The sequence below is a fragment of the Corynebacterium sp. KPL3927 genome (assembly GCF_040225835.1).
In the GTDB taxonomy this organism is placed as follows: domain Bacteria; phylum Actinomycetota; class Actinomycetes; order Mycobacteriales; family Mycobacteriaceae; genus Corynebacterium.
The window spans coordinates 1-18,847 of sequence record NZ_JBEHGD010000016.1 but is presented as its reverse complement, the minus strand read 5'-3'; the positions used below and the strand labels follow the sequence as shown (position 1 = coordinate 18,847).

Annotated in this window: 17 protein-coding genes; 14 read left to right on the top strand and 3 right to left on the bottom strand. The window is 56.5% G+C overall.

Translation table 11 applies throughout. The annotated features are described in order from the left end of the window. The first annotated feature begins 115 nt into the window (after window positions 1-115). The 7 genes from ABRP86_RS08365 to ABRP86_RS08335 all read left to right on the top strand — a co-directional run bounded on the left by ABRP86_RS08365 (window position 116) and on the right by ABRP86_RS08335 (window position 6,936). A complete protein-coding gene (locus ABRP86_RS08365; protein ID WP_349863700.1) occupies window positions 116-1,747 on the top strand; it encodes an LCP family protein in 1,632 nt (543 codons plus the stop codon). Between the two features lie 25 nt (window positions 1,748-1,772). Continuing rightward, window positions 1,773-2,435, top strand: a complete 663-nt coding sequence (locus ABRP86_RS08360) for a TIGR03089 family protein (protein WP_349852013.1) — start codon at window positions 1,773-1,775, stop codon at window positions 2,433-2,435. Between the two features lie 28 nt (window positions 2,436-2,463). Then, window positions 2,464-3,201, top strand: a complete 738-nt coding sequence (locus ABRP86_RS08355; protein ID WP_239269392.1) for a sulfite exporter TauE/SafE family protein — start codon at window positions 2,464-2,466, stop codon at window positions 3,199-3,201. Window positions 3,202-3,391: 190 nt separating this feature from the next. After that, window positions 3,392-4,027, top strand: a complete 636-nt coding sequence (locus tag ABRP86_RS08350) for an ABC transporter permease (RefSeq protein ID WP_349852015.1) — start codon at window positions 3,392-3,394, stop codon at window positions 4,025-4,027. 2 nt (window positions 4,028-4,029) lie between these two features. Continuing rightward, complete coding sequence (locus ABRP86_RS08345) at window positions 4,030-5,244, top strand: ABC transporter ATP-binding protein (RefSeq protein ID WP_349852017.1); 1,215 nt, start codon at window positions 4,030-4,032, stop codon at window positions 5,242-5,244. After that, on the top strand, window positions 5,231-5,983 hold the full coding sequence (locus ABRP86_RS08340; protein ID WP_023016900.1) for an ABC transporter permease: 753 nt from the start codon (window positions 5,231-5,233) through the stop codon (window positions 5,981-5,983). Before ABRP86_RS08345 ends, ABRP86_RS08340 begins: the two co-directional genes overlap by 14 nt. Beyond that, complete coding sequence (locus ABRP86_RS08335) at window positions 5,980-6,936, top strand: glycine betaine ABC transporter substrate-binding protein (RefSeq protein WP_349863698.1); 957 nt, start codon at window positions 5,980-5,982, stop codon at window positions 6,934-6,936. Before ABRP86_RS08340 ends, ABRP86_RS08335 begins: the two co-directional genes overlap by 4 nt. 285 nt (window positions 6,937-7,221) lie before the next feature. Here the strand turns inward: ABRP86_RS08335 and ABRP86_RS08330 are convergent, their stop codons facing one another. Then, window positions 7,222-8,544, bottom strand: a complete 1,323-nt coding sequence (locus tag ABRP86_RS08330) for an MFS transporter (RefSeq protein ID WP_349863696.1) — start codon at window positions 8,542-8,544, stop codon at window positions 7,222-7,224. Window positions 8,545-9,023: 479 nt separating this feature from the next. Then, window positions 9,024-10,295 carry a threonine/serine exporter family protein gene (locus tag ABRP86_RS08325; protein WP_198010522.1) on the bottom strand — a complete coding sequence of 424 codons (1,272 nt, stop codon included), beginning with the start codon at window positions 10,293-10,295 and terminating at the stop codon, window positions 9,024-9,026. A 446-nt stretch (window positions 10,296-10,741) separates the two neighbouring features. Between ABRP86_RS08325 and ABRP86_RS08320 the strand changes: the two genes are divergently transcribed. The 6 genes from ABRP86_RS08320 (at window position 10,742) to ABRP86_RS08295 (ending at window position 17,471) form a co-directional block, all read left to right on the top strand. Beyond that, the gene (locus ABRP86_RS08320) at window positions 10,742-11,716 is read left to right on the top strand and encodes a carbohydrate ABC transporter permease (protein ID WP_034659666.1); all 975 of its coding nucleotides are present in this window, start codon (window positions 10,742-10,744) and stop codon (window positions 11,714-11,716) included. 28 nt (window positions 11,717-11,744) lie between these two features. Beyond that, window positions 11,745-12,590 carry a carbohydrate ABC transporter permease gene (locus ABRP86_RS08315; RefSeq protein ID WP_349863729.1) on the top strand — a complete coding sequence of 282 codons (846 nt, stop codon included), beginning with the start codon at window positions 11,745-11,747 and terminating at the stop codon, window positions 12,588-12,590. Between the two features lie 75 nt (window positions 12,591-12,665). Further along, on the top strand, window positions 12,666-13,988 hold the full coding sequence (locus ABRP86_RS08310; RefSeq protein ID WP_349863695.1) for an ABC transporter substrate-binding protein: 1,323 nt from the start codon (window positions 12,666-12,668) through the stop codon (window positions 13,986-13,988). 37 nt (window positions 13,989-14,025) lie between these two features. After that, window positions 14,026-15,120, top strand: a complete 1,095-nt coding sequence (locus ABRP86_RS08305; RefSeq protein ID WP_349863694.1) for an ABC transporter ATP-binding protein — start codon at window positions 14,026-14,028, stop codon at window positions 15,118-15,120. A gap of 170 nt (window positions 15,121-15,290) precedes the next feature. Next, the gene (locus ABRP86_RS08300; protein ID WP_023025551.1) at window positions 15,291-15,908 is read left to right on the top strand and encodes a zinc metalloprotease; all 618 of its coding nucleotides are present in this window, start codon (window positions 15,291-15,293) and stop codon (window positions 15,906-15,908) included. A gap of 168 nt (window positions 15,909-16,076) precedes the next feature. Further along, window positions 16,077-17,471, top strand: a complete 1,395-nt coding sequence (locus ABRP86_RS08295) for a GntP family permease (protein ID WP_349863693.1) — start codon at window positions 16,077-16,079, stop codon at window positions 17,469-17,471. On the opposite strand, the gene ABRP86_RS08290 is transcribed toward ABRP86_RS08295, so the two are convergent. Beyond that, the gene (locus tag ABRP86_RS08290; protein WP_349863692.1) at window positions 17,468-17,977 is read right to left on the bottom strand and encodes a gluconokinase; all 510 of its coding nucleotides are present in this window, start codon (window positions 17,975-17,977) and stop codon (window positions 17,468-17,470) included. The two genes, ABRP86_RS08295 and ABRP86_RS08290, sit on opposite strands and share 4 nt — an antisense overlap. 228 nt (window positions 17,978-18,205) lie before the next feature. Between ABRP86_RS08290 and ABRP86_RS08285 the strand changes: the two genes are divergently transcribed. Continuing rightward, window positions 18,206-18,388, top strand: a complete 183-nt coding sequence (locus ABRP86_RS08285) for a transposase (protein ID WP_084529706.1) — start codon at window positions 18,206-18,208, stop codon at window positions 18,386-18,388. The last annotated feature ends 459 nt before the right edge of the window (window positions 18,389-18,847 follow it).

The window sequence follows — 18,847 nt, the reverse complement described above, 5'->3', positions numbered from 1 at the left end:
CTGTGTCCGGAGACAGACACTGTTCAATTGCGCGAAACTGGCCACGGATCCCTAATTTTGGCGAGATCTCCCCTAAACTGTCTCCAGATCCCCGGAAAGTAGAAAGCCTTCACTTGTGACTTCTGAGAACACTCGCCGGGCGCGCAATATCCAACCCGCGCCCTCTGCCGCTAGCGCGGTTAAGCAAAAGGGTTCCACGGCCACCAAAACCATCGTGGCTGTTATTTCTGCCCTCATCCTGGCTGTCTCCGGCGTGGGCTACGCCACGGTGGGGCGCCTGGATACGGGCATGTCCTCCGCCTCGGACTTATCTTTGGGCGAGGATGGTTTATCCGATCCTTCCTTGGACGGCGCCGCCGATATCTTGCTCGTGGGCAAGGACTCGCGTACCGATGCCCAGGGCAACCCGCTCTCCGAAAAGGAGTTGGCGGATCTCCACGCCGGCGTTGCCGAGGGCGAGGAAAATACCGACACCATCATGCTCGTGCGCATTCCGGAAGACGGCTCGCGTGCTACGGCTGTCTCCATTCCGCGCGATACCTATGTCAACGACCCGGACTACGGCAATATGAAGATCAATGCCGTCTACGCCTCGCACAAAAACGACAAAGTCCAGGAGCTCCAGCAGGAAAACGCCGAGGCGGAGGCGCAGGGTGAGAAGAAACCGTATTCGGATAAGGACATCGAAAAGCACGGCGTGGAAGCAGGCCGCGAAGGCCTGCTCAAGATGGTGCACTCCCTGACCGGCGTATCCATTGACCACTACGCCGAGGTGGGCTTGCTGGGCTTTACGCTGCTTACTGATGCCGTCGGTGGCGTCAACGTGTGCCTCAACGAAGATGTTGAGGACGAGATGTCCGGCGCCAAATTCCACAAGGGGACCCAGACCCTCGATGGCGCGAAGGCGCTGACCTTCGTGCGCCAGCGCTATAACCTGCCGCGCGGTGACCTCGACCGCATCGTGCGCCAGCAGGCGTATATGGCCTCGCTGGTTAAGAAGGTACTCGATAATGACACGCTGACCAGCCCGTCTAAGCTCTCCAAGATTGCTAAGGCCGTGGAGCGCTCCGTGGTCATCGATGATGGCTGGGACATCATGGGCTTCGTCACCCAGCTGGCCGGCCTGGCCGGCGGCAATGTCACCTTCACCACCATCCCGGTCACCTCCATCGATGGCCGCGGCGATTACGGCGAATCCATCGTCACCATCGATACCAATGAGGTTCACCGCTTTATGGAGGATCTGGCCAAGTCGCACGAGGAAGCCGAAGAAGAGGCGGCCGAGAAGGACGAGAAGACAGAAGACGCGCCGGAGCATGATGCTGATATCAACTCCGATAACGAGGTCCACGTCCTCAATGCCGGCAATATCGATGGCTTGGCCGCCGGCATCGGCACCTGGCTGGAAAACACCGGCTATACCGTCGAGCGCTCCGCCAACGCCCAGCCCGGCATCTACTCCGAGTCCCAGGTCGTGGCCGCGGACCCCGATAGCGAAGATGCCAAGAAGCTGGCGGAAAAGCTCGGTGGCCTGCCGGTGGTAGAAAACCCGCAGCTCGATGACAATACCTTGCTCGTCGTGGCCACCGATGATTACCAGGGCCCCTCCGATGAGGAAGCAAGCGCCGAGGAATCCGCGGCCGAGGAAGATACCGACCTGGTAGGCACCCCGGGCAATGACTTCGGCGCCAACAAGGTTTCCCCTGAAATCGACGCCGGCGGCGACGGACCGCGCTGCGTGAACTAAGCAGGCTGGCCTACGATGGGCGGGTATGGAACTACTCGCCCATCTTTTAAACGCCGATGCCGCCACCCCGCGGCTGACTGTTTATAACGAATCCACCGGCGCACGCATGGATTTTTCCGCGCAGACCCTAGATAACTGGGTGGCCAAGATCGCCAATATGTTGGAAGAAGAGCTCGACTTGGAGCCGGATTCCACCATCGCCATCGATGTGCCCACCTCGTGGCAGGCCGCCGTCATTGCCTTAGGCGCCCTCGCCGCTGGGCCCACCTTTGATTTCGGTGAGTCGGCCGCGCTTGCCGACGTCGTCTTTACCTCCCCCTCCCGCTACCTTTCAGCCCAAGAGCGGCAGCCGCAGGCCGATATCGTGCTCATCAGCGATGATCCCTTTGGCCGTGGCATCGTCGAATCCGGCGGGGATCTGCCCACCGGTGCCATTGACTTCGGCCCCACCGTCCGTTTTTATGGCGACCAATACTTCGGTGAAACCCAACCCCTGCCAGAGTTGGTGACCCCGCCCGCGAGTGCCGAGCGGTTGCTGTCTACTGGGTGGAGCGATAAATCTTCTTTCACCCGCGCCGTGCTCGAGCCCTTAGCAGTCGGCGGCTCCGCCGTCATCGTCGCTGGACTCTGCCCCGCGTCCCGCTTGTATGAAATTGCAGCGAATGAGAAAGTAACCGCCCGGCTGTAGGTTAAGTGCCCTATACTTGCCTTCCATCATGTTCTTGGGAATCTCTTCAGACGCGTGGGTCTACATCTTTATTGGTGTGCTCATCTTGGTCGGCACTATCACTCAGGGCTCGATCGGCTTTGGGCTCGGCACCATCGCCACCCCCATAGTCGCGCTCTTGCGCCCAGATTTAGTCCCCACACTCATCTTGCTCCTCGCGCTGTGCATTTCCATCTATACGCTGGCGCGAACCTACCGCGAAACCTCATGGCGCTTGGTCGGCATATCCGTCATCGCCCGCATTCCGGGCTCGTTCGCCGGTGCGTGGGCGATCGCATCCCTCTCACACGACGGCCTGTCCATCTTCATCGGCTGCGCCGTGCTCTTGGCGATGTCCCTCTCCAGCCTCGGCTGGAGCCCCGAGCCCACCAGGCGCAATACCGTCTTAGCCGGGCTTACCTCCGGATTCCTGGGAACCTCTACCTCCATCGGTGGGCCGCCGATGGCGCTGATTATGAAGCGCTTCGACCCACAGCGCACGCGCGGCAGCCTCGCCGGCACCTTTGTGATCGGTACCGTCATGTCCCTTATCATCCTGGGCTTCAACGGCCAGGTGACCCAGCCGCAGGTCTACGCCGCCGCGGCCTATAGCCCGTTGGTGGTCGTCGGTTTATTCATTGCCAACTACCTCAACCACTTCATCGATACCAAGCGCCTGAACCGCATCGTCACAGTGGTAGCTATTACCGCTGCCCTGGCACTTATCGGCCAAGTGCTGTTTTTCTAGGCCGCCAATAAGACCGGCATTACCTCGTGCTCACTGCCCCCGGTTTTGTCTCTAGCCTGTCCAGCTATTGTTTCGCGCTGAAAAAAGGTTGTACGCTAGAAGTGCATCATCAGCGCAGAGGAAGGACCAGAGAGTCTGTACCCTCCATCAATTTTCCCTGCGCCCTATTCTCTTTCTTTTAGGTGATGAAATGAACGAATTTATCGCTGCGCGCTGGCAGGACATCCTTTTCCGCAGTTACCAGCACGCAAGCCTTGTCATCCAATCGGTCGCCGTGGCCCTAGTCATCGCGTTGATTATTGCCATTTTTGTAGCCCAACGCCCGCGCGGTGCGGCTATCGCTAATGCCTTAACCTCCATCGGCCTGACCTTGCCTTCGCTGGCACTACTTGGCCTTGCCATCCCGCTCTTTGGCATCGGCACCATACCTTCCGTTGTCCTCGTGGTCTTTTATGCCGTCCTTCCCATCCTGCGCAATGCCATCGTCGGTTTGCACAATGTCAGCGACGATGTCATCGAATCCGCCCGTGGGCAGGGCATGAGCTCGACGGCCATCCTCTTCCGCATCCGGCTGCCGCTGGCCTGGCCGGTCATTATGACCGGCATCCGCGTCTCCACCCAAATGTCTATGGGTGTTGCCGCCATCGCCGCCTACGCGCTCGGCCCAGGGCTGGGTGGATATATCTACTCAGGGCTTAGCCAAATCGGCGGCACCAACGCACTTAATTTCACGCTGGTGGGCACCATCGGCGTCATCATCATTGCGCTCATCGTGGATGCGATTCTCGCCGGAATCCAAAAATTGACCACCCCGAAAGGTATCTAAGAATGTCTGATTCAACGCACGCTTCCTCCACGCACGCCGCGGACACGAGCAATAGCGGTGCCAGCATCGTCTTCGATCACGTCACCAAGGCCTATTCGGGCCAGGACTCCCCCGCCGTGGAGGACCTTTCCTTCGAAATTCCGGCGGGCGAGCTGGTCGCATTCGTCGGCCCGTCTGGTTGCGGTAAGACCACCTCGCTGAAGATGATTAACCGCTTGGTGGAGCCAACCAGCGGCACCATTTATATCGACGGCGAGGATGCCACCAAGAAAAACCCCACGCAGCTGCGCCGCGATATTGGCTACGTCATCCAAGGCGGCGGCCTCATCCCGCACATGTCCGTCGCGGATAATATCGCGCTTGTGCCCAAGCTGAAAAAGTGGAAGGCCGATAAGATTTCGCAGCGCACCGACGAGCTATTGGATATGGTCGGGCTCGATCCTGCCACCTACCGCGATCGTTTCCCCAGCGAGCTATCCGGTGGCCAGCAACAGCGCGTCGGCGTCGCCCGCGGCTTGGCTGCGGATCCTCCGGTTGTCTTGATGGACGAGCCCTTCGGCGCTGTCGACCCCATCACCCGCACCCGCCTGCAGGATGAATTGGTCAATATCCAATCCGAGTTGAAAAAGACCATCATCTGCGTCACGCACGATATCGATGAAGCCATCAAGCTGGGCCACCGCATCCTCATCTTTGAGCCGGGCGGAAAGATCAGCCAGTACGATACGCCCGAAAACATCCTGGCCGCGCCCGCGAATGACTTCGTGGCCGACTTCATTGGTTCCGGTTCCGCCCTAAAACAGCTCAACCTGCGCCGCGCGGATGAGCTGGAGCTAGCGGACCAGGCCACCGCGCGCATCGGCGAATCCACAAGCAAGGCGCTAGCGCGCCTGCGCGAAGCCGGTGAAGAAATGGTGGTCATCATCGATGACAAGGGCCATCCCCGCGACTGGATCTTCGCCCGCCAGCTCGAGCGCTACGAGACCATCCCAGAACCGCAGTTCGAGCTCAACTCCGTCGTGGATGCGCGCTCTACGCTTAGCGATGCCATGTCTGCCATGCTTGCTTCCTCCCACAGCGGGGCGCTTGTTACCCGCCGCGGTGAATTCGTGGGCGTTTTGTACTACGAAACGGTCACAGATTATATCCAGCAGATGAATGCCGCCGCCCAAGAGGCTTTAGATGACCAGGAGGTGGATTCCGGTGGAGAAATTTAAGCGCCTGACCGGTGAAGACCGCCTCCTTATCATCGGCATCCCCATCTTGGTGGTGCTCACGGTGGGCGGCTGGCTCATCTGGCACGCCACGGCCGAGCTGGATGATATTGAAGAGCGCACCCTACAGATTAGCTCCGTGCTCACCATGACCCGCGAGCACTTAGTCCTCGTGGTTATCTCCGCGCTGCTGGTCATCGCCACGGCCGTGCCGCTGGGCATTGTGCTAACGCGCAAGTCCACCAAGTTCATGGCGCCGATCATCACCAGCATCGCGAATATTGGCCAGGCCGCGCCCGTCGTCGGCGTCATCGTCTTATTGGCCATCTGGCTGGGCTTTGGTGAGCCGGTGGCCATCCTCGGCCTCTGGTTCTATGCCTTCTTGCCCGTGCTCGCCAACGTGATTGCGGGCTTGCGGGGCGTGGATAAGCAGCTTGTCGAGGCCGCCTACGGACTCAGCATGTCACCAATCCAGGTGCTCACCAAGGTCGAGCTGCCCATGGCCCTGCCGGTCATCATGACTGGTATCCGCACCTCCCTGGTGCTCTTGGTCGGCGCGGGTGCGTTTGCCACCTTTATCGATGCCGGCGGCCTCGGCGGGCTGATTACCACCGGTATCACCCTCTACCGCAATCCTATTCTCATCTCTGGCGCGGTCCTTATCGCCGCCTTAGCCTTAGCGGTCGAATGGGTGGGCCGCGTTCTTGAGGTTGTCTTCGCCCCGAAGGGAATGATCAAATGAAACGCCTCCTCGCAACCCTCGCCGCCGCAGGCACCTTCTTCCTCGCCGGGTGCGGCCTCGGCACCGCCGGTGGCCTCATCCCGAGCGGACAGTTAAAGGGCGACCTAGCCGATATCGACTTGGATGGCGCCAATATTTCCATCGGTTCCAAGAACTTCACCGAGCAGGTGATCCTGGGCAAGATTGGCGCCATCCTCTTGGAATCCGCCGGTGCCAACGTAAAGGACTTGACCAATATCCCCGGCTCCACCTCGGCGCGCCAAGCGCTGGAGGTCGGCGATATGGACTCCATGTTTGAATACACCGGTACCGCCTGGATTACCTACCTGGGCAACGCCGATCCGGTCCCCGGCTCGCAGGAGCAATACGAGGCGGTAAAAGAAGCCGATAAGGACCATGGACTTACCTGGCTGCCCCCTGCGCCGATGAATAATACGTACGCGCTGGCCATTAGCGAACAGTCCCGCGCACAGTACGACCTTGAGTCGCTGGCCGATATCAAGGGTATTCCCGCCAATGAACAGACCTATTGCACCGATAGCGAGTTCTTGGCCCGCAACGACGGCCTGCTTACCATGCTGGATAGCTATGGCATTGAACAACCACCGCGCGACCGCATCCGGATTATGGATTCCGGCGCCGTCTATGCCGCCTTGAATAAGGGCGAGTGCACCTTCGGTTCGATCTTTGCCACCGATGGCCGCATTAAGTCCTTAAACCTCACCGTACTTGAGGATCCTGAGCTCTTCTTCCCCAAATACAACCTCGCCCCAGTTGTGCGCACGGAGGTCCTGGAGGAACACCCAGAGATCAAGGATCTCTTCGCTCCCTTAGCGGAGCTCCTGACGGATGAGAAGATGCAGGAGCTCAATGCCCGCGTGGACGTCGACGGTGAGGACTACACCGCCGTGGCCCGGGATTTCCTTATCGATGAAGGGCTGCTAGAAGCTTAATCATCTGGCCGCTCTACCAGCGCAAATGGATTTACAGGAAACTTTCAGTAATTTTCAGCGACCTATCAGATAGATTCCATTGCTGTTCCAGCCACATGCCCCATACTTAAATCATGCGTTTGAGAGAGCGCATACGAGAGAGATAGAGAGAACCCCTCAGTTTCCAGAGGGCGGTGAAAACCAATACATGGAAACACCCTTGTAGAGAGAGACGTCAGCGGCACTCGGAACCGAAAGGAACCGGGTGCCGCTGGCGTTTTCTAGTTCTACTTGCTGGGTTAAGGGCTATGCCACCAGGTCGTTCTTGCGCGGCGCGAAGAGCACGGCGGTACCCGTCACGATCGCCGCAGCCACCAAGTAAAACGCTGGGGCGAGTTTATTTCCGGTGGTATCAATCAGCCACGTCGCGATCATCGGGGCTGTACCACCGAAGATGGCATTGGCCGTATTAAACGTCAGCGCGAAACCAGACAGGCGCACGTGCGTGGGGAACTGCTCGGAAAGGAAGGAGGGCAAGACGCCATCGTTAAGCGCCAGCACCCCACCCAGGCACACCTGGATGATGATGACGAGCAGAATGCCTGCGCCATCGAGAAGCATGAATGCCGGAATAATGGCAAGGCCCATAAAGAGCGCGGCGCACAGCATGGTGGTGCGCCGGCCTAGGCGATCGGACAGCAGGCCGGTCAATAGCGCAAAGCACACGTAGAACGCGGAAGCCACCGAGGAGGCGACAAACGCCGGGGTTTCTGCCATGCCCAGCTCCTCCGAAAGATAGGTGGGCAGGTAGGTCAAGATGACGTAGAAGCCAATCGCGTTGAGCACCGCGCCGGCAAAAGCAATGGCCAGGGCCTTGGGGTACTTCAGCACTTGGCGCAGCGGCGAAAGCTCAGTGTCCGCGTGCTTTTCAAAGCGGGAGGATTCCTCCGTGTGGCGGCGGATCCATAGGCCGTACAAGCCCAGCGGCAGCGCCACCAGGAAGGGAACGCGCCAGCCCCAGGAATGCAGGGCATCATCTTCAAGCACACCGGTAAGAAATGCCGCGATGAGCGAGCCCAAGAGCAACCCTGATGCGGTTGCCGATGGCACCACCGCGGCATAAATCCCGCGTTTTCCAGGTGGGGCAATCTCAGCCAGGTGCGTGGCGGCGCCGGCGTATTCACCGGCTGCGGAAAAGCCTTGCACCATGCGGCACAGCAGGAGCAAGAGTGTGGCCGCAAAGCCGATGGTCGCATACCCAGGCAATAGGCCGATGCAGGCGGTTGCCATCGACATCAATACGATGGAATAGGTCAGCGTGTGGATGCGGCCGTGCTTATCACCAATATGGCCCCAGACTATTCCGCCGATGGGGCGCACCAGGAATGACAGTGCGAAGAGCGCGAAGGTCAAAATTAGCGCGCGGCGGCCTTCCATTTCCGGGAAGAAGACGCGCGAGATAATCGCGGACATATAGATATAGGCCGCATAATCGAACCACTCAATGAACGTGCCGATGAAAGCGGCCTTGATGGCGGAAACGCGCTGTTCGTGTGAAGTGCCAGGAACGTCCACACCCGTTGGGGCAGATTCATCGCTCGCTGGCGGTGGGGCTATCAGAGGAGCCATGCTCCTCACCTCGTTTCTGTTGAGCTTCATTCGCAAAAATGGCGCAGCATAGTCTGCACCCATAGCGACGAGCCTACAGAACTTACTATGGTTTAGATCACTTTCGTACACCTTTATTGCCTCTACTACAGGCTTTGCTTGCCGATGCCTCCCCTTCCCCACCCAACTCACAGCACTTAGCAGCAACCTTTCAGGCAGATTCAATGGCGAGCCCAGCCGCATGCCCCATACTTAAATCATGCGTTTGAGAGAGCGCATACGAGAGAGATAGAGAGAACCCCTCAGTTTCCAGAGGGCGGTGAAAACCGATACATGGAAACACCCTTGTAGAGAGAGACGTCAGCGGCACTCGGAACCGACAGGAACCGGGTGCCGCTGGCGTTTTACTAGTCACATTATTCGCCGCCGTTTTGCCCGCTGCCTCTGCCTGCCGCCGCTGGCTATCGCCTCGGCCCCGCTGCAAGGCCGAACCACCCGCGCTAGGCGGGCTTCTTCCGTGGGATTTCCTTATCGAAGTCAATGAGCCGTCCCAATGCCCAATCGCGGTCCGTAAGCAGCCGGGCAAATACCATCCCCGCGCCGATAGCGCCTACTACCATCAAACCGGTGGCCACATTCGCCACAGCCTGATCCATCTGTCCATCGTTGAGGTAATAAACCGCGCGGAACATCGTCACCCCAGGAATCATAATGACGGCGGCAGGCACGGTCGTGGTAATGCGCGGCAACCGCGCCTTTTGCGAGGCCACCGCTCCCAAGAGTCCGATAATCAGCCCGCCAATAAAAGCCGCAAAGTAGATGGTCGTGCCCAGTTCAAGGAGTCCCAGGCGCACCGCATTGGCCACGGTTCCCACGCTTGCGGCAACTAGGACCATGCGGCGCGAGGAATTAAAGAGGAAGGCAAAGCCCGCGATGCCGAAGAAGCTGGCGACAAAAGCCAGCAGGTACCACCGCGTATCCGGCGCGGGGACCGGCGGATCCGGGCTAAGATCCGTCAACCAACTGACCATGGAGACTGTAAACGTAGCGGTAAAGATGACCGTAAACGCATACCCCAGCCTGGCGATGCCCGCGTCAAAGTCAAAGCGCGCAATATCGATCAGGGCCGAAAACAGCGGGAACCCCGGAATCAAAAAGAGCACCGTCGCGACATAGCCCGAGGACAGCGAGCTCGGCTCTACCACCCCGGCAAATCCTAGGATCTCGATAAGAATAAAGAACGTGATGCTGGCTGCCGCGCCACCGGCGATGATCCCGCCAATTTGGTGCACGTGCTGGTGGAGCACCTCATAGCGCACGAACTGCCCCACGAACGCCGCCAGCGCGACGAGCCCTACCGCCTGCACCGGAAAGAAGTTCAGGAATGCAAACGCCGCGCACGCGACCGCGGCTGCGGTGGATAGAACCCACACATTCCAACGCTTTTTTACGTCACTTTCAATGGAATCGAGCATTCCCGAAAGCTCTTCTGCAGTAATTCCGGAGTACAGGCGGTTATGGGTGAGGTCCTCCAATGCCTCAATGCGGGAGGCATCAACGGCCGGCGAATGCGTGCGCGCAATCACGGTGCGAAAGGAGTCACCCCGGTGAAAGGTACAGGTAATCTGCGTTAGCCCCACGTTGGCATCCAAGTAGTCAAACCCTAGCGCCCGGGCGCTGCGCTTCATACCGCGCAGCACGCGATATCCCGATGTGCCAGCGCCCATCAGCATCATCCCGACACGCAACACGACGTCAGCTTCCACGCCCATCTGCCGGTGAAAATTCGGATCATACTGCGACGACAAATCTTTCACCTCTACCTCGCGGGAAAGCTGCGGGCCAGGCCGCCTTTCGCCGGCCATTGCCCCAGCTTCCACCCACATTTTGGCTGTTTCTTCTACCTTCCAGACTAGCGCACCGCCTGCCTACCCCGTGTCCCCTCTTAGCCTCCACTAACTTTCAGGAAAATTCCAGCTTTTTTCAATGCCTATAACAGGGTCTAGCGCCATACTTTCCTTAGCGTTTGAGAGAACGCAAGAGAGATAGAGAGAACCAGCTCCAGCGCCCTGCGGCCCTTTACTGAGGCCCGGGCGCTGGAGTTGTTTTCATCGAGTTCGCAATAGTCCCCTAGCCTTTACGGACTCGACGATTACAATTCATCAAAAGTTTCCATTATGTGAAACACCCCGTAATCTACGCGGTTTACGTTGGCTGGGTGACTCTCAGGGATGACCACGCCGACGCTAAGAACGGCATCGCGACTGCCACGGCCACTGGCCCGAGCAACGATAATTCATCGGAGCTCGTACGAAAGGCTACAAAGAGCCGACATAAGGAATGGTTGCTGGCTGCCGTACTTTTGGCGCCCAACCTCATCTTGCTGGCTATCTTTACCTACCGGCCGCTGCTGGATAATATTCGGCTTTCCTTTTTTAATTGGAATATTTCCAGTTCAAGCTCCACTTTTGTTGGCTTTGATAATTACGTGGAGTGGTTCACGCGCGATGACACAAAGACGATTGTCTTAAATACCGTCATTTTCACCTTTTTCGCGGTCATCGGCTCCATGGTGATTGGGCTCGCGCTTGCACTTCTTCTCAATCAAAAAATCAGGGGTCGCAACTTTGCACGCTCGGTGGTCTTCGCGCCTTATGCGATCTCCGGTGCCGCGATTGGTATCGCCTTCCAATTCGTATTCGACCCCAACTTCGGATTGATTCAAGAAATCCTTGGGTGGTTTGGCATAAGTTCTCCAAACTTTTATGCCGTGCCTGGCTGGGCGTTGTTCATGGTGACATTCACGTTCGTGTGGAAAAACTTGGGCTATACGTTTGTAATCTACTTGGCTGCCCTACAGGGCCTAGATAAGGAATTAGACGAAGCTGCTGCCATTGATGGAACAGGCCGTTGGCGCAAATTCTGGCGCGTGACGATGCCGCAACTGCGCAATACCACCTTCTTCCTTTCCATTACGGTACTGCTCAACTCTGTGCAGGTCTTTGACATCATCAACGTCATGACCCGAGGCGGCCCACAAGGCAACGGCACCCAGACGCTGGTTTTTCAGATTTATAACGAAACCTTTGTCAATTTCCGCGCTGGTTACGGCGCCACTGCTGCGACAATCCTATTCCTCATCCTGCTCGTCGTTACGCTGATTCAGGTCCGCATCATGGATAAGCGAGGTTAACCACCCAATGGCTGATTCAAATCTTCACATGGTCACAGACTCTTCCCCTGTAGCTAGGCGCGCCAAGCTCATCGGCGGCTACGTGGGAATTATCCTCGTCCTCCTGCTCGTGGGACTGCCGTTGTTCTGGATTTTGATGACCTCATTCAAGGCCAGAAGTGACATTTACACCGACCCAGTTAACTGGCTACCGCCGACGTGGGAAACGAAAAATTACGCAGATGCCACCACGCGCGTTCCCTTCTGGACCTACCTGCGCAACTCGGTCTTCATTACCGCGGTACTATCCGCTATAAAAATTGTGCTTGGTGTCGTCTCCGCCTACGCCTTATCTATCCTTCGCTTCCCAGGACGCAATCTAGTCTTCATCGTAGTGATTTCTTCCCTGATGGTTCCTGCAGAAATCACGGTGATTTCCAACTATGCCTTGGTCAATTCCTTGGGCTGGCGCAATACCTTTGTCGGTATCATCGTTCCGCTGGCTGGTGTTGCCTTCGGCACTTTCCTCATGCGTAATCACTTTCTTTCCTTGCCGTATGAACTTGTGGAAGCTGCTCGCATGGACGGTGCCGGCCCCATTCGCTTACTCACCAAGGTGCTTCTTCCCGTTTCTTGGCCAACGCTGACAGCATTTTCCGTGATCACACTAGTAAACGAGTGGAATACCTACTTGTGGCCTTTCCTGATGGCAGATACGGAACGTGTCGCTCCCTTGCAGGTGGGCCTGACCATGTTGCAAAACAATGATGGCGTTACTAACTGGGGCCCAGTAATGGCCGCTACCGTTCTAACCATTCTTCCGATGGTCGTCATCTTCCTTGGCCTGCAGAAATACATGATTCAAGGTCTCACCACTGGCGCCGTAAAAGGTTAGAAGGTTTCTATCCCCATCGCGCTCGCCGTTTTCACCCACTTCTTCGCAATTTGACTTAAATATAAGGAGATACCCATGCTTCGCCGTAAGTTTCTCGCACTAGCTTCCACTGCTTCTACCGCTTCATTTCTTGCCGCTTGTGCTGGCACCTCATCTACGAGTTCCCAGGGCAGTAGCGACGGTGGCAATGGTGGCGAGGTCACGGAATTGACGTGGTGGTCCAACCACCCAGCTTCTTCAAAGGACATCGAAAAGGAAATCATCTCTCGCTTCGAGAAGGAAAACCCTGATATTAAGGTCAACCTTGTTGACGCTGGAAAGAACTACGAGGAGGCAGCACAAAAGTTTAATGCTGCACTCACCGGATCTGATCTTCCAGACATCGTGGTTCTCTCCGATGTGTGGTGGTACAACTTCGCTATCAACGGGCAGATTGCCAATGTTGATGATCTAGCCAAAGAAGCCGATATTGACCTTTCAAGCTATGTCCAGCCACTCTATGAGGACTACAACTACGACGGCGGCCACTTCGCGCTTCCCTTTGCTCGGTCGACTCCCCTGTTCTTCTATAACAAGGACGCTTGGAAGAAGGCTGGCCTGCCGGACCGCGGACCGGAGTCTTGGGACGAAATGGATGAGTGGTCTAAAAAGCTCGCGAGCGCGGATTCCAAAATGAAGCCATTTGGCTGGGGCGACGCCGTTGGCTACCTGGGATGGATTTTCCAAGGCCCCTTGTGGTCTAAGGGCGGCGCCTACTCCGATGAGTGGGAATTGAAGTTCACTGATGACAAAACCATCGAGGCTGTGGAATGGCTCAAGGATGTTACCGATAGCAAGAATGGCTATTCCTACATGGGCAATGACATGGCTATGGAATTCGGTACCGGACGCGCTGCAGCCACTGTCCTATCCACAGGCGACCTTGCAGGTATCTCTGATACCGCTGACTTCGAATTAGGAACCGCATTCCTTCCCAATCCAAAGGGAGACGGCGCTTGCCCCACCGGAGGTGCCGGTCTTGCCATTCCTTCCGGTATTAGCAAGGACCGCCAGTTGGCAGCCATTAAGCTGATTGATTTCATCACGAACGACGAAAACACCTCGTACTGGTCCCAAAATGTGGGTTACATGCCGGTCCGCTCTTCTGCTGCCGACAACGAGGAACAAAAGAAATTCATGGAAGAGAACCCGAATTTCGAGACTGCTATCAAGCAGCTTCCAGAAACTCGCCCACAGGACAACGCCCGTGTATTCCTCCCTGGTGCAGATCAGGAGATTGGTGGAGCCTTCGAGAAGATCGTCACCAACCGCGACGATGTCACCAAGGTGCTCACGGATCTGGAAAAGACTCTGCAGTCCATTTATGACAACCAGGTAAAGCCCGTCATTAACGGCTAACCGTGCCAATTCTCCTTAACATCTGAAAGGTAACACCATGGCTACTGTCACATTTGATGGAGCAAGCCGCATCTACTCCAAAGACGCGGAGCGTCCCGCAGTTGACCAACTCAATCTAGATATTGCCGATGGCGAATTTTTGGTCCTCGTCGGGCCTTCTGGCTGCGGAAAATCCACCAGCCTGCGAATGCTCGCTGGCCTTGAGCCAACGGACCGAGGTTCCATTCGGATCGGCGGAAAAGACGTCACTGGAGTCAGCCCATCAGATCGAGACGTAGCCATGGTCTTTCAGAACTACGCCCTGTACCCGAATATGTCGGTCGCGCAGAATATGTCCTTTGCTTTGGAGAACCGGAAAGTTCCCAAGGATCAGATTAAGACACGGGTGCAAGAAGCCGCGAAAATTTTGCAGATGGAGGATTTACTTGACCGAAAACCCGCGAATCTTTCAGGCGGCCAGCGTCAGCGTGTAGCGATGGGCCGCGCCATCGTGCGCGAACCTGCTGTATTCTGCATGGACGAGCCACTATCCAACCTGGATGCAAAACTACGCGTCTCTACCCGCGCGCAGATTTCAAATTTGCAACGCCGCCTAGGCACCACGACGGTGTACGTGACCCACGACCAGACCGAAGCAATGACCATGGGTGACCGCGTCGCAGTTCTTAACGCCGGTGTCCTACAACAAGTAGATACCACTCGTGAAATCTACGATCGCCCCCAAAACGTCTTCGTTGCCGGCTTTATCGGCTCCCCTGCGATGAATATCTACAACCTCGCACTCACCTCTAGCCAGCTTTCACTGGGGTCTACTCGCATCAACTTGGCCAATTACGACTTCGATGGTGCGCAATCCATTACCGTTGGCGTTCGCCCTGAAGATTGGGTGCACACAGAGGAAGGTGCGGAATTCACCGTTAAGCACGTTGAAGAGCTCGGCAATCAAACCTACCTCTATGGCGACTTGGCAGAATCCGGGGAGAATCTACAGTCGACGACCCGAATGGGCGGACAAACTGGCATGTTAGTAAGCGCTCGCCGTGATTGCACGGTGGGTGACACTTTCCGCGTTTCCCCAGATCCTGACCGCATCCACCTATTTAGTTCTTCTACTGGTGAGCGTCTAAACTAAAGTCGACAAAGCGAAGTTAACAATGTAAATTTCTACTTTGCCCGGTGTAGCAAAAATTCATTGTTACTCGATTGCCTGAGGCATCCACGCAATTCTGTTTCCCGCGGATATTGCTAAGGCCAAATGCATTCCACGAACGATAAAGCCAATCGAAAGGTCACTAACTGCCGATGCGCTCTCTAAAGAAGCTATCTGTCACTGCCCTTGCCACCACCGCCATTCTCGGTACTATCGCCGCGCCGGCAGCGAACGCAAAGAGCGACCCAGTACGTTCCATCATCGATCCTGGAACCTGCAAGACCATCACCAAGCTAGCTAACGAGGGCAAGCCGGTTCCAGATCCTTCCATCCTCCACGATGAGGACTCTGTAAAACCTTATTTCAGCGATGGCGTACTGAAGTACAAAGTGGCGGATAACTTCCCATACCGCAAGCAGCTGGACGCCGCCGTTGCCGAGTGGAATGAGGCTCTCGGGGGGAAGGCTTCCCTTCAGGAAGTAAAGCCTTCCGAAGCTGATGATGACACCATTTCCATCATCTACAATCCGGATCCTCGCGGCTACGTCCAGGGGTCGGCTTACCCAGATCACAAGTTGGTCTCCATCAAGATGCCCAACGCCACCTACCCTGAGGCGCTCCAAGGCACCATTGCTCACGAGCTAGGCCACATGATGGGCGCGGGGCATTCCTGTGCCGGCGCACTTATGGCAGGTTCCAATCAAAATCCAATCTCTTATCACGTAACCCCGCTTGATGCAGCGGCCATCATCCAAGGTCAGTTCGACTAAGCTTGCCTCGGCTTCTCCCCTGGTCCTGAACGGGAGCCAGGGGATTTTTATATGCCCAGTTTCGGGGTGTTGGATAAGCCGCGTTGGGCGAATATGGGCATCGGCTAGCAGCGCTGCTGCTAACGTTGCCCTTATTCAAAGGTTTGCACAAGTAAAGGAGCCTGCCCTATGGAGACGTGGGAGCCCACATTGTCCACTGGTACGTTGCTAGGGATTGCAGTTGCTGCGGTCGCTGTAATTTTGGTACTGGTCATATATTTCAAGCTCCATGCTTTTCTCACGCTGCTGGTGGTGTCCGCTCTGACGGCACTCGCGGCAGGCATACCACTCGAAGGCATTGTCCCTACGATGACGGAAAGTTTCAGCTCCACCCTTGGCTCGGTTGCGCTACTGGTGGGGCTCGGCGCCATGATCGGCCGGCTCGTGGAATCTTCCGGCGGTGCGAAATCGCTTGCCGATGCCATGGTTCGCCGCTTCGGCGAAAATAAAGCGCCTCTTGCACTCGGCGTCGCCTCGCTGATTATGGGCTTCCCTATCTTCTTTGATGCTGGGCTTATCGTGATGCTGCCGGTTATCTTTGCTGTTGCCCGCCGCTTGAATGGCCCAGTCCTTGCCTTTGGCTTGCCGACCGCTGGCGCATTTTCTGTCATGCATGTCTACCTGCCACCGCACCCCGGTCCTGTCGCCGCAAGCGAATTCTACGGCGCCGATCTTGGCTTGGTGCTGCTCGTCGGCCTACTGCTGGCTCTGCCTACCTGGTATATCTCTGGCTACCGCTTTGGACTAGTGGCCGGAAAGAAATTCCCGTTCAAGGTCACTGACGCCATCGCCGGGCCCGTCCTTGATGAGGAAGAACAACCCTTAAAACCTGCGTCCGCCACCACAGTGATTTCCATCCTGCTCATCCCGATGGTGCTTATCTTCTTCAATACTGGGCTCAACGCTCTAGCTTCCTACGGCACCATTGATGCCGATGCCACGTGGGTCAGGTTCTTCGTCATGCTCGGCCAAACCCCAATCGCACTGCTGATTACGGTGCTTATCGCATTGGTAGTTCTGGGCCTGCGCCGCAGCGTGGAAAAGTCGGCGTTGGAAAAACTCGTTGACTCCTCGCTTGGCCCTATCTGTTCCGTCGTACTTATTACCGGTGCGGGCGGCATGTTCGGTGGAGTGCTTCGCACCTCCGGCATTGGCGATGCGCTTGCCGATTCCCTCTCCGGTCTCGGTATCCCCGTCATCCTGGCCTGCTATCTCATCGCCGTAGCCCTCCGCTTGGCACAAGGTTCGGCCACCGTCGCACTCACCACTGCTGCTGCCCTCATGGTCCCCGCCGTGGAGGCTGGCGGGTTCAACGAACTCCAACTCGCACTCATCGTCGTGGCCACCGCCGCCGGTTCGGTCTTTGGCTCTCACGTCAACGATTCCGGATTCTGGCTCGTCGGCCGCCTGATGGGTATGGATACCATGACAACTCTGAAGACTTGGACCGTCAACCAGATGCTCATCTCCATCATCGGTTTCACACTCGTCCTAGTCCTCTACGGCGTGGCCGCAGTCTTTTAGGCGCCGGTTTTAATCCAAGCCGCAGCGTCTTCTGCAATCTCTTCCGCTGGCCGCGTCACATCGAAGACGCGGCCAGTTTCATCTTCTTCCAAGGGCTCCAAGGTATCGAATTGCGATTGCAACAACGACGCCGGCATGAAATGTCCCGGACGGTGTTGCATCCGCTCATACAACACATCAAAGTCACCGTGTACGTGCACAAACGCCACGCTTGGGCAGTACTTTCTAATCAAATCCCGGTACTTTCGCTTCAGTGCACTGCACCCCACCATCGCGCCTTCTGGCCTATCCGCCAACCACTGACCGATCTGTTTTAGCCACGGCTCCCGGTCCTCATCATTCAGCGGCGTTCCCGCGGCCATCTTGTCGATATTTGCCTGCGGGTGCATGTCATCACCGTCGCGGTACTCTAGCCCTACCAGCGGCGACAGCACCTCCCCCACCGTTGTCTTGCCCGAGCCAGAGACTCCCATGACGACGACGTGACGGAATTTGTTCTGGTTCATGGTGACTCCTTGGGTTGGCTTTTTCTGTTCAGTTTATCCGCTTCGAGTTGCAAGACCCGAACTTTGAAATTACGGATGCAGATCTCGACGAGAAGCAGCTTCCTTTCCGAATTTTTCGTGGAATCCCCTATTCTGGCGAAGGTTACAAAGATCCTAGATTCCACAAATGAGGTACCCCCTCGTTTAGTGGACACCCGATGAGTGCGAATCATGTGTCCGTGAGAGTGGATGTTCACCGTGAGTCAACACCGCCAAAAATACACGCCGGAGTATCGACGTGAAACCGCGAACCTGGTAATTAAATCGCAGCGCCCAATCTCTCATATGGCTAATGAAATCGGTGTGACACCTAGCCTTTTAGGCCGGTGGGTAGAAATGAGCGGAACCACCGAGGATCCTCCAATGGGCTAAGCGAGGCCAATCTTTGCGCTGAGAACGCTCGTCTACGCCGTGAGCTTGCAGAAGCGAAGATGGATAACGAGTTTTTGTCAAACGATAGCCTTCTTCGCTTTAAGGCAACGCGAATAGAAAAGTTTGAATTAATGTAGCCAGAGCAAGGCGAATTTCATCATCAAGCGCATGGCACGCTTGTTGAAGGTAACTCGGTCTGGATACTACACATGGGCGTACACGCAGCAGCAACGCTCATCCGGTAAAGATTGCCGGAAGTCCTTTTACGATGATGTTGATCGCAAGATTCATCGGATCTGAAAAGACTTCGACGAGATGTATGGCGCTCCGCGGATCACCGCAGAAATAGCTGAGCGCGACCAGATGGTTCTTAGCCGAAAGATGTGATGTCTAGTGACTTTTTGGACTCGGAGTCCATTGACTTTTTGGACTCGGAGTCCAGTTAGTTTTTTGACGCGG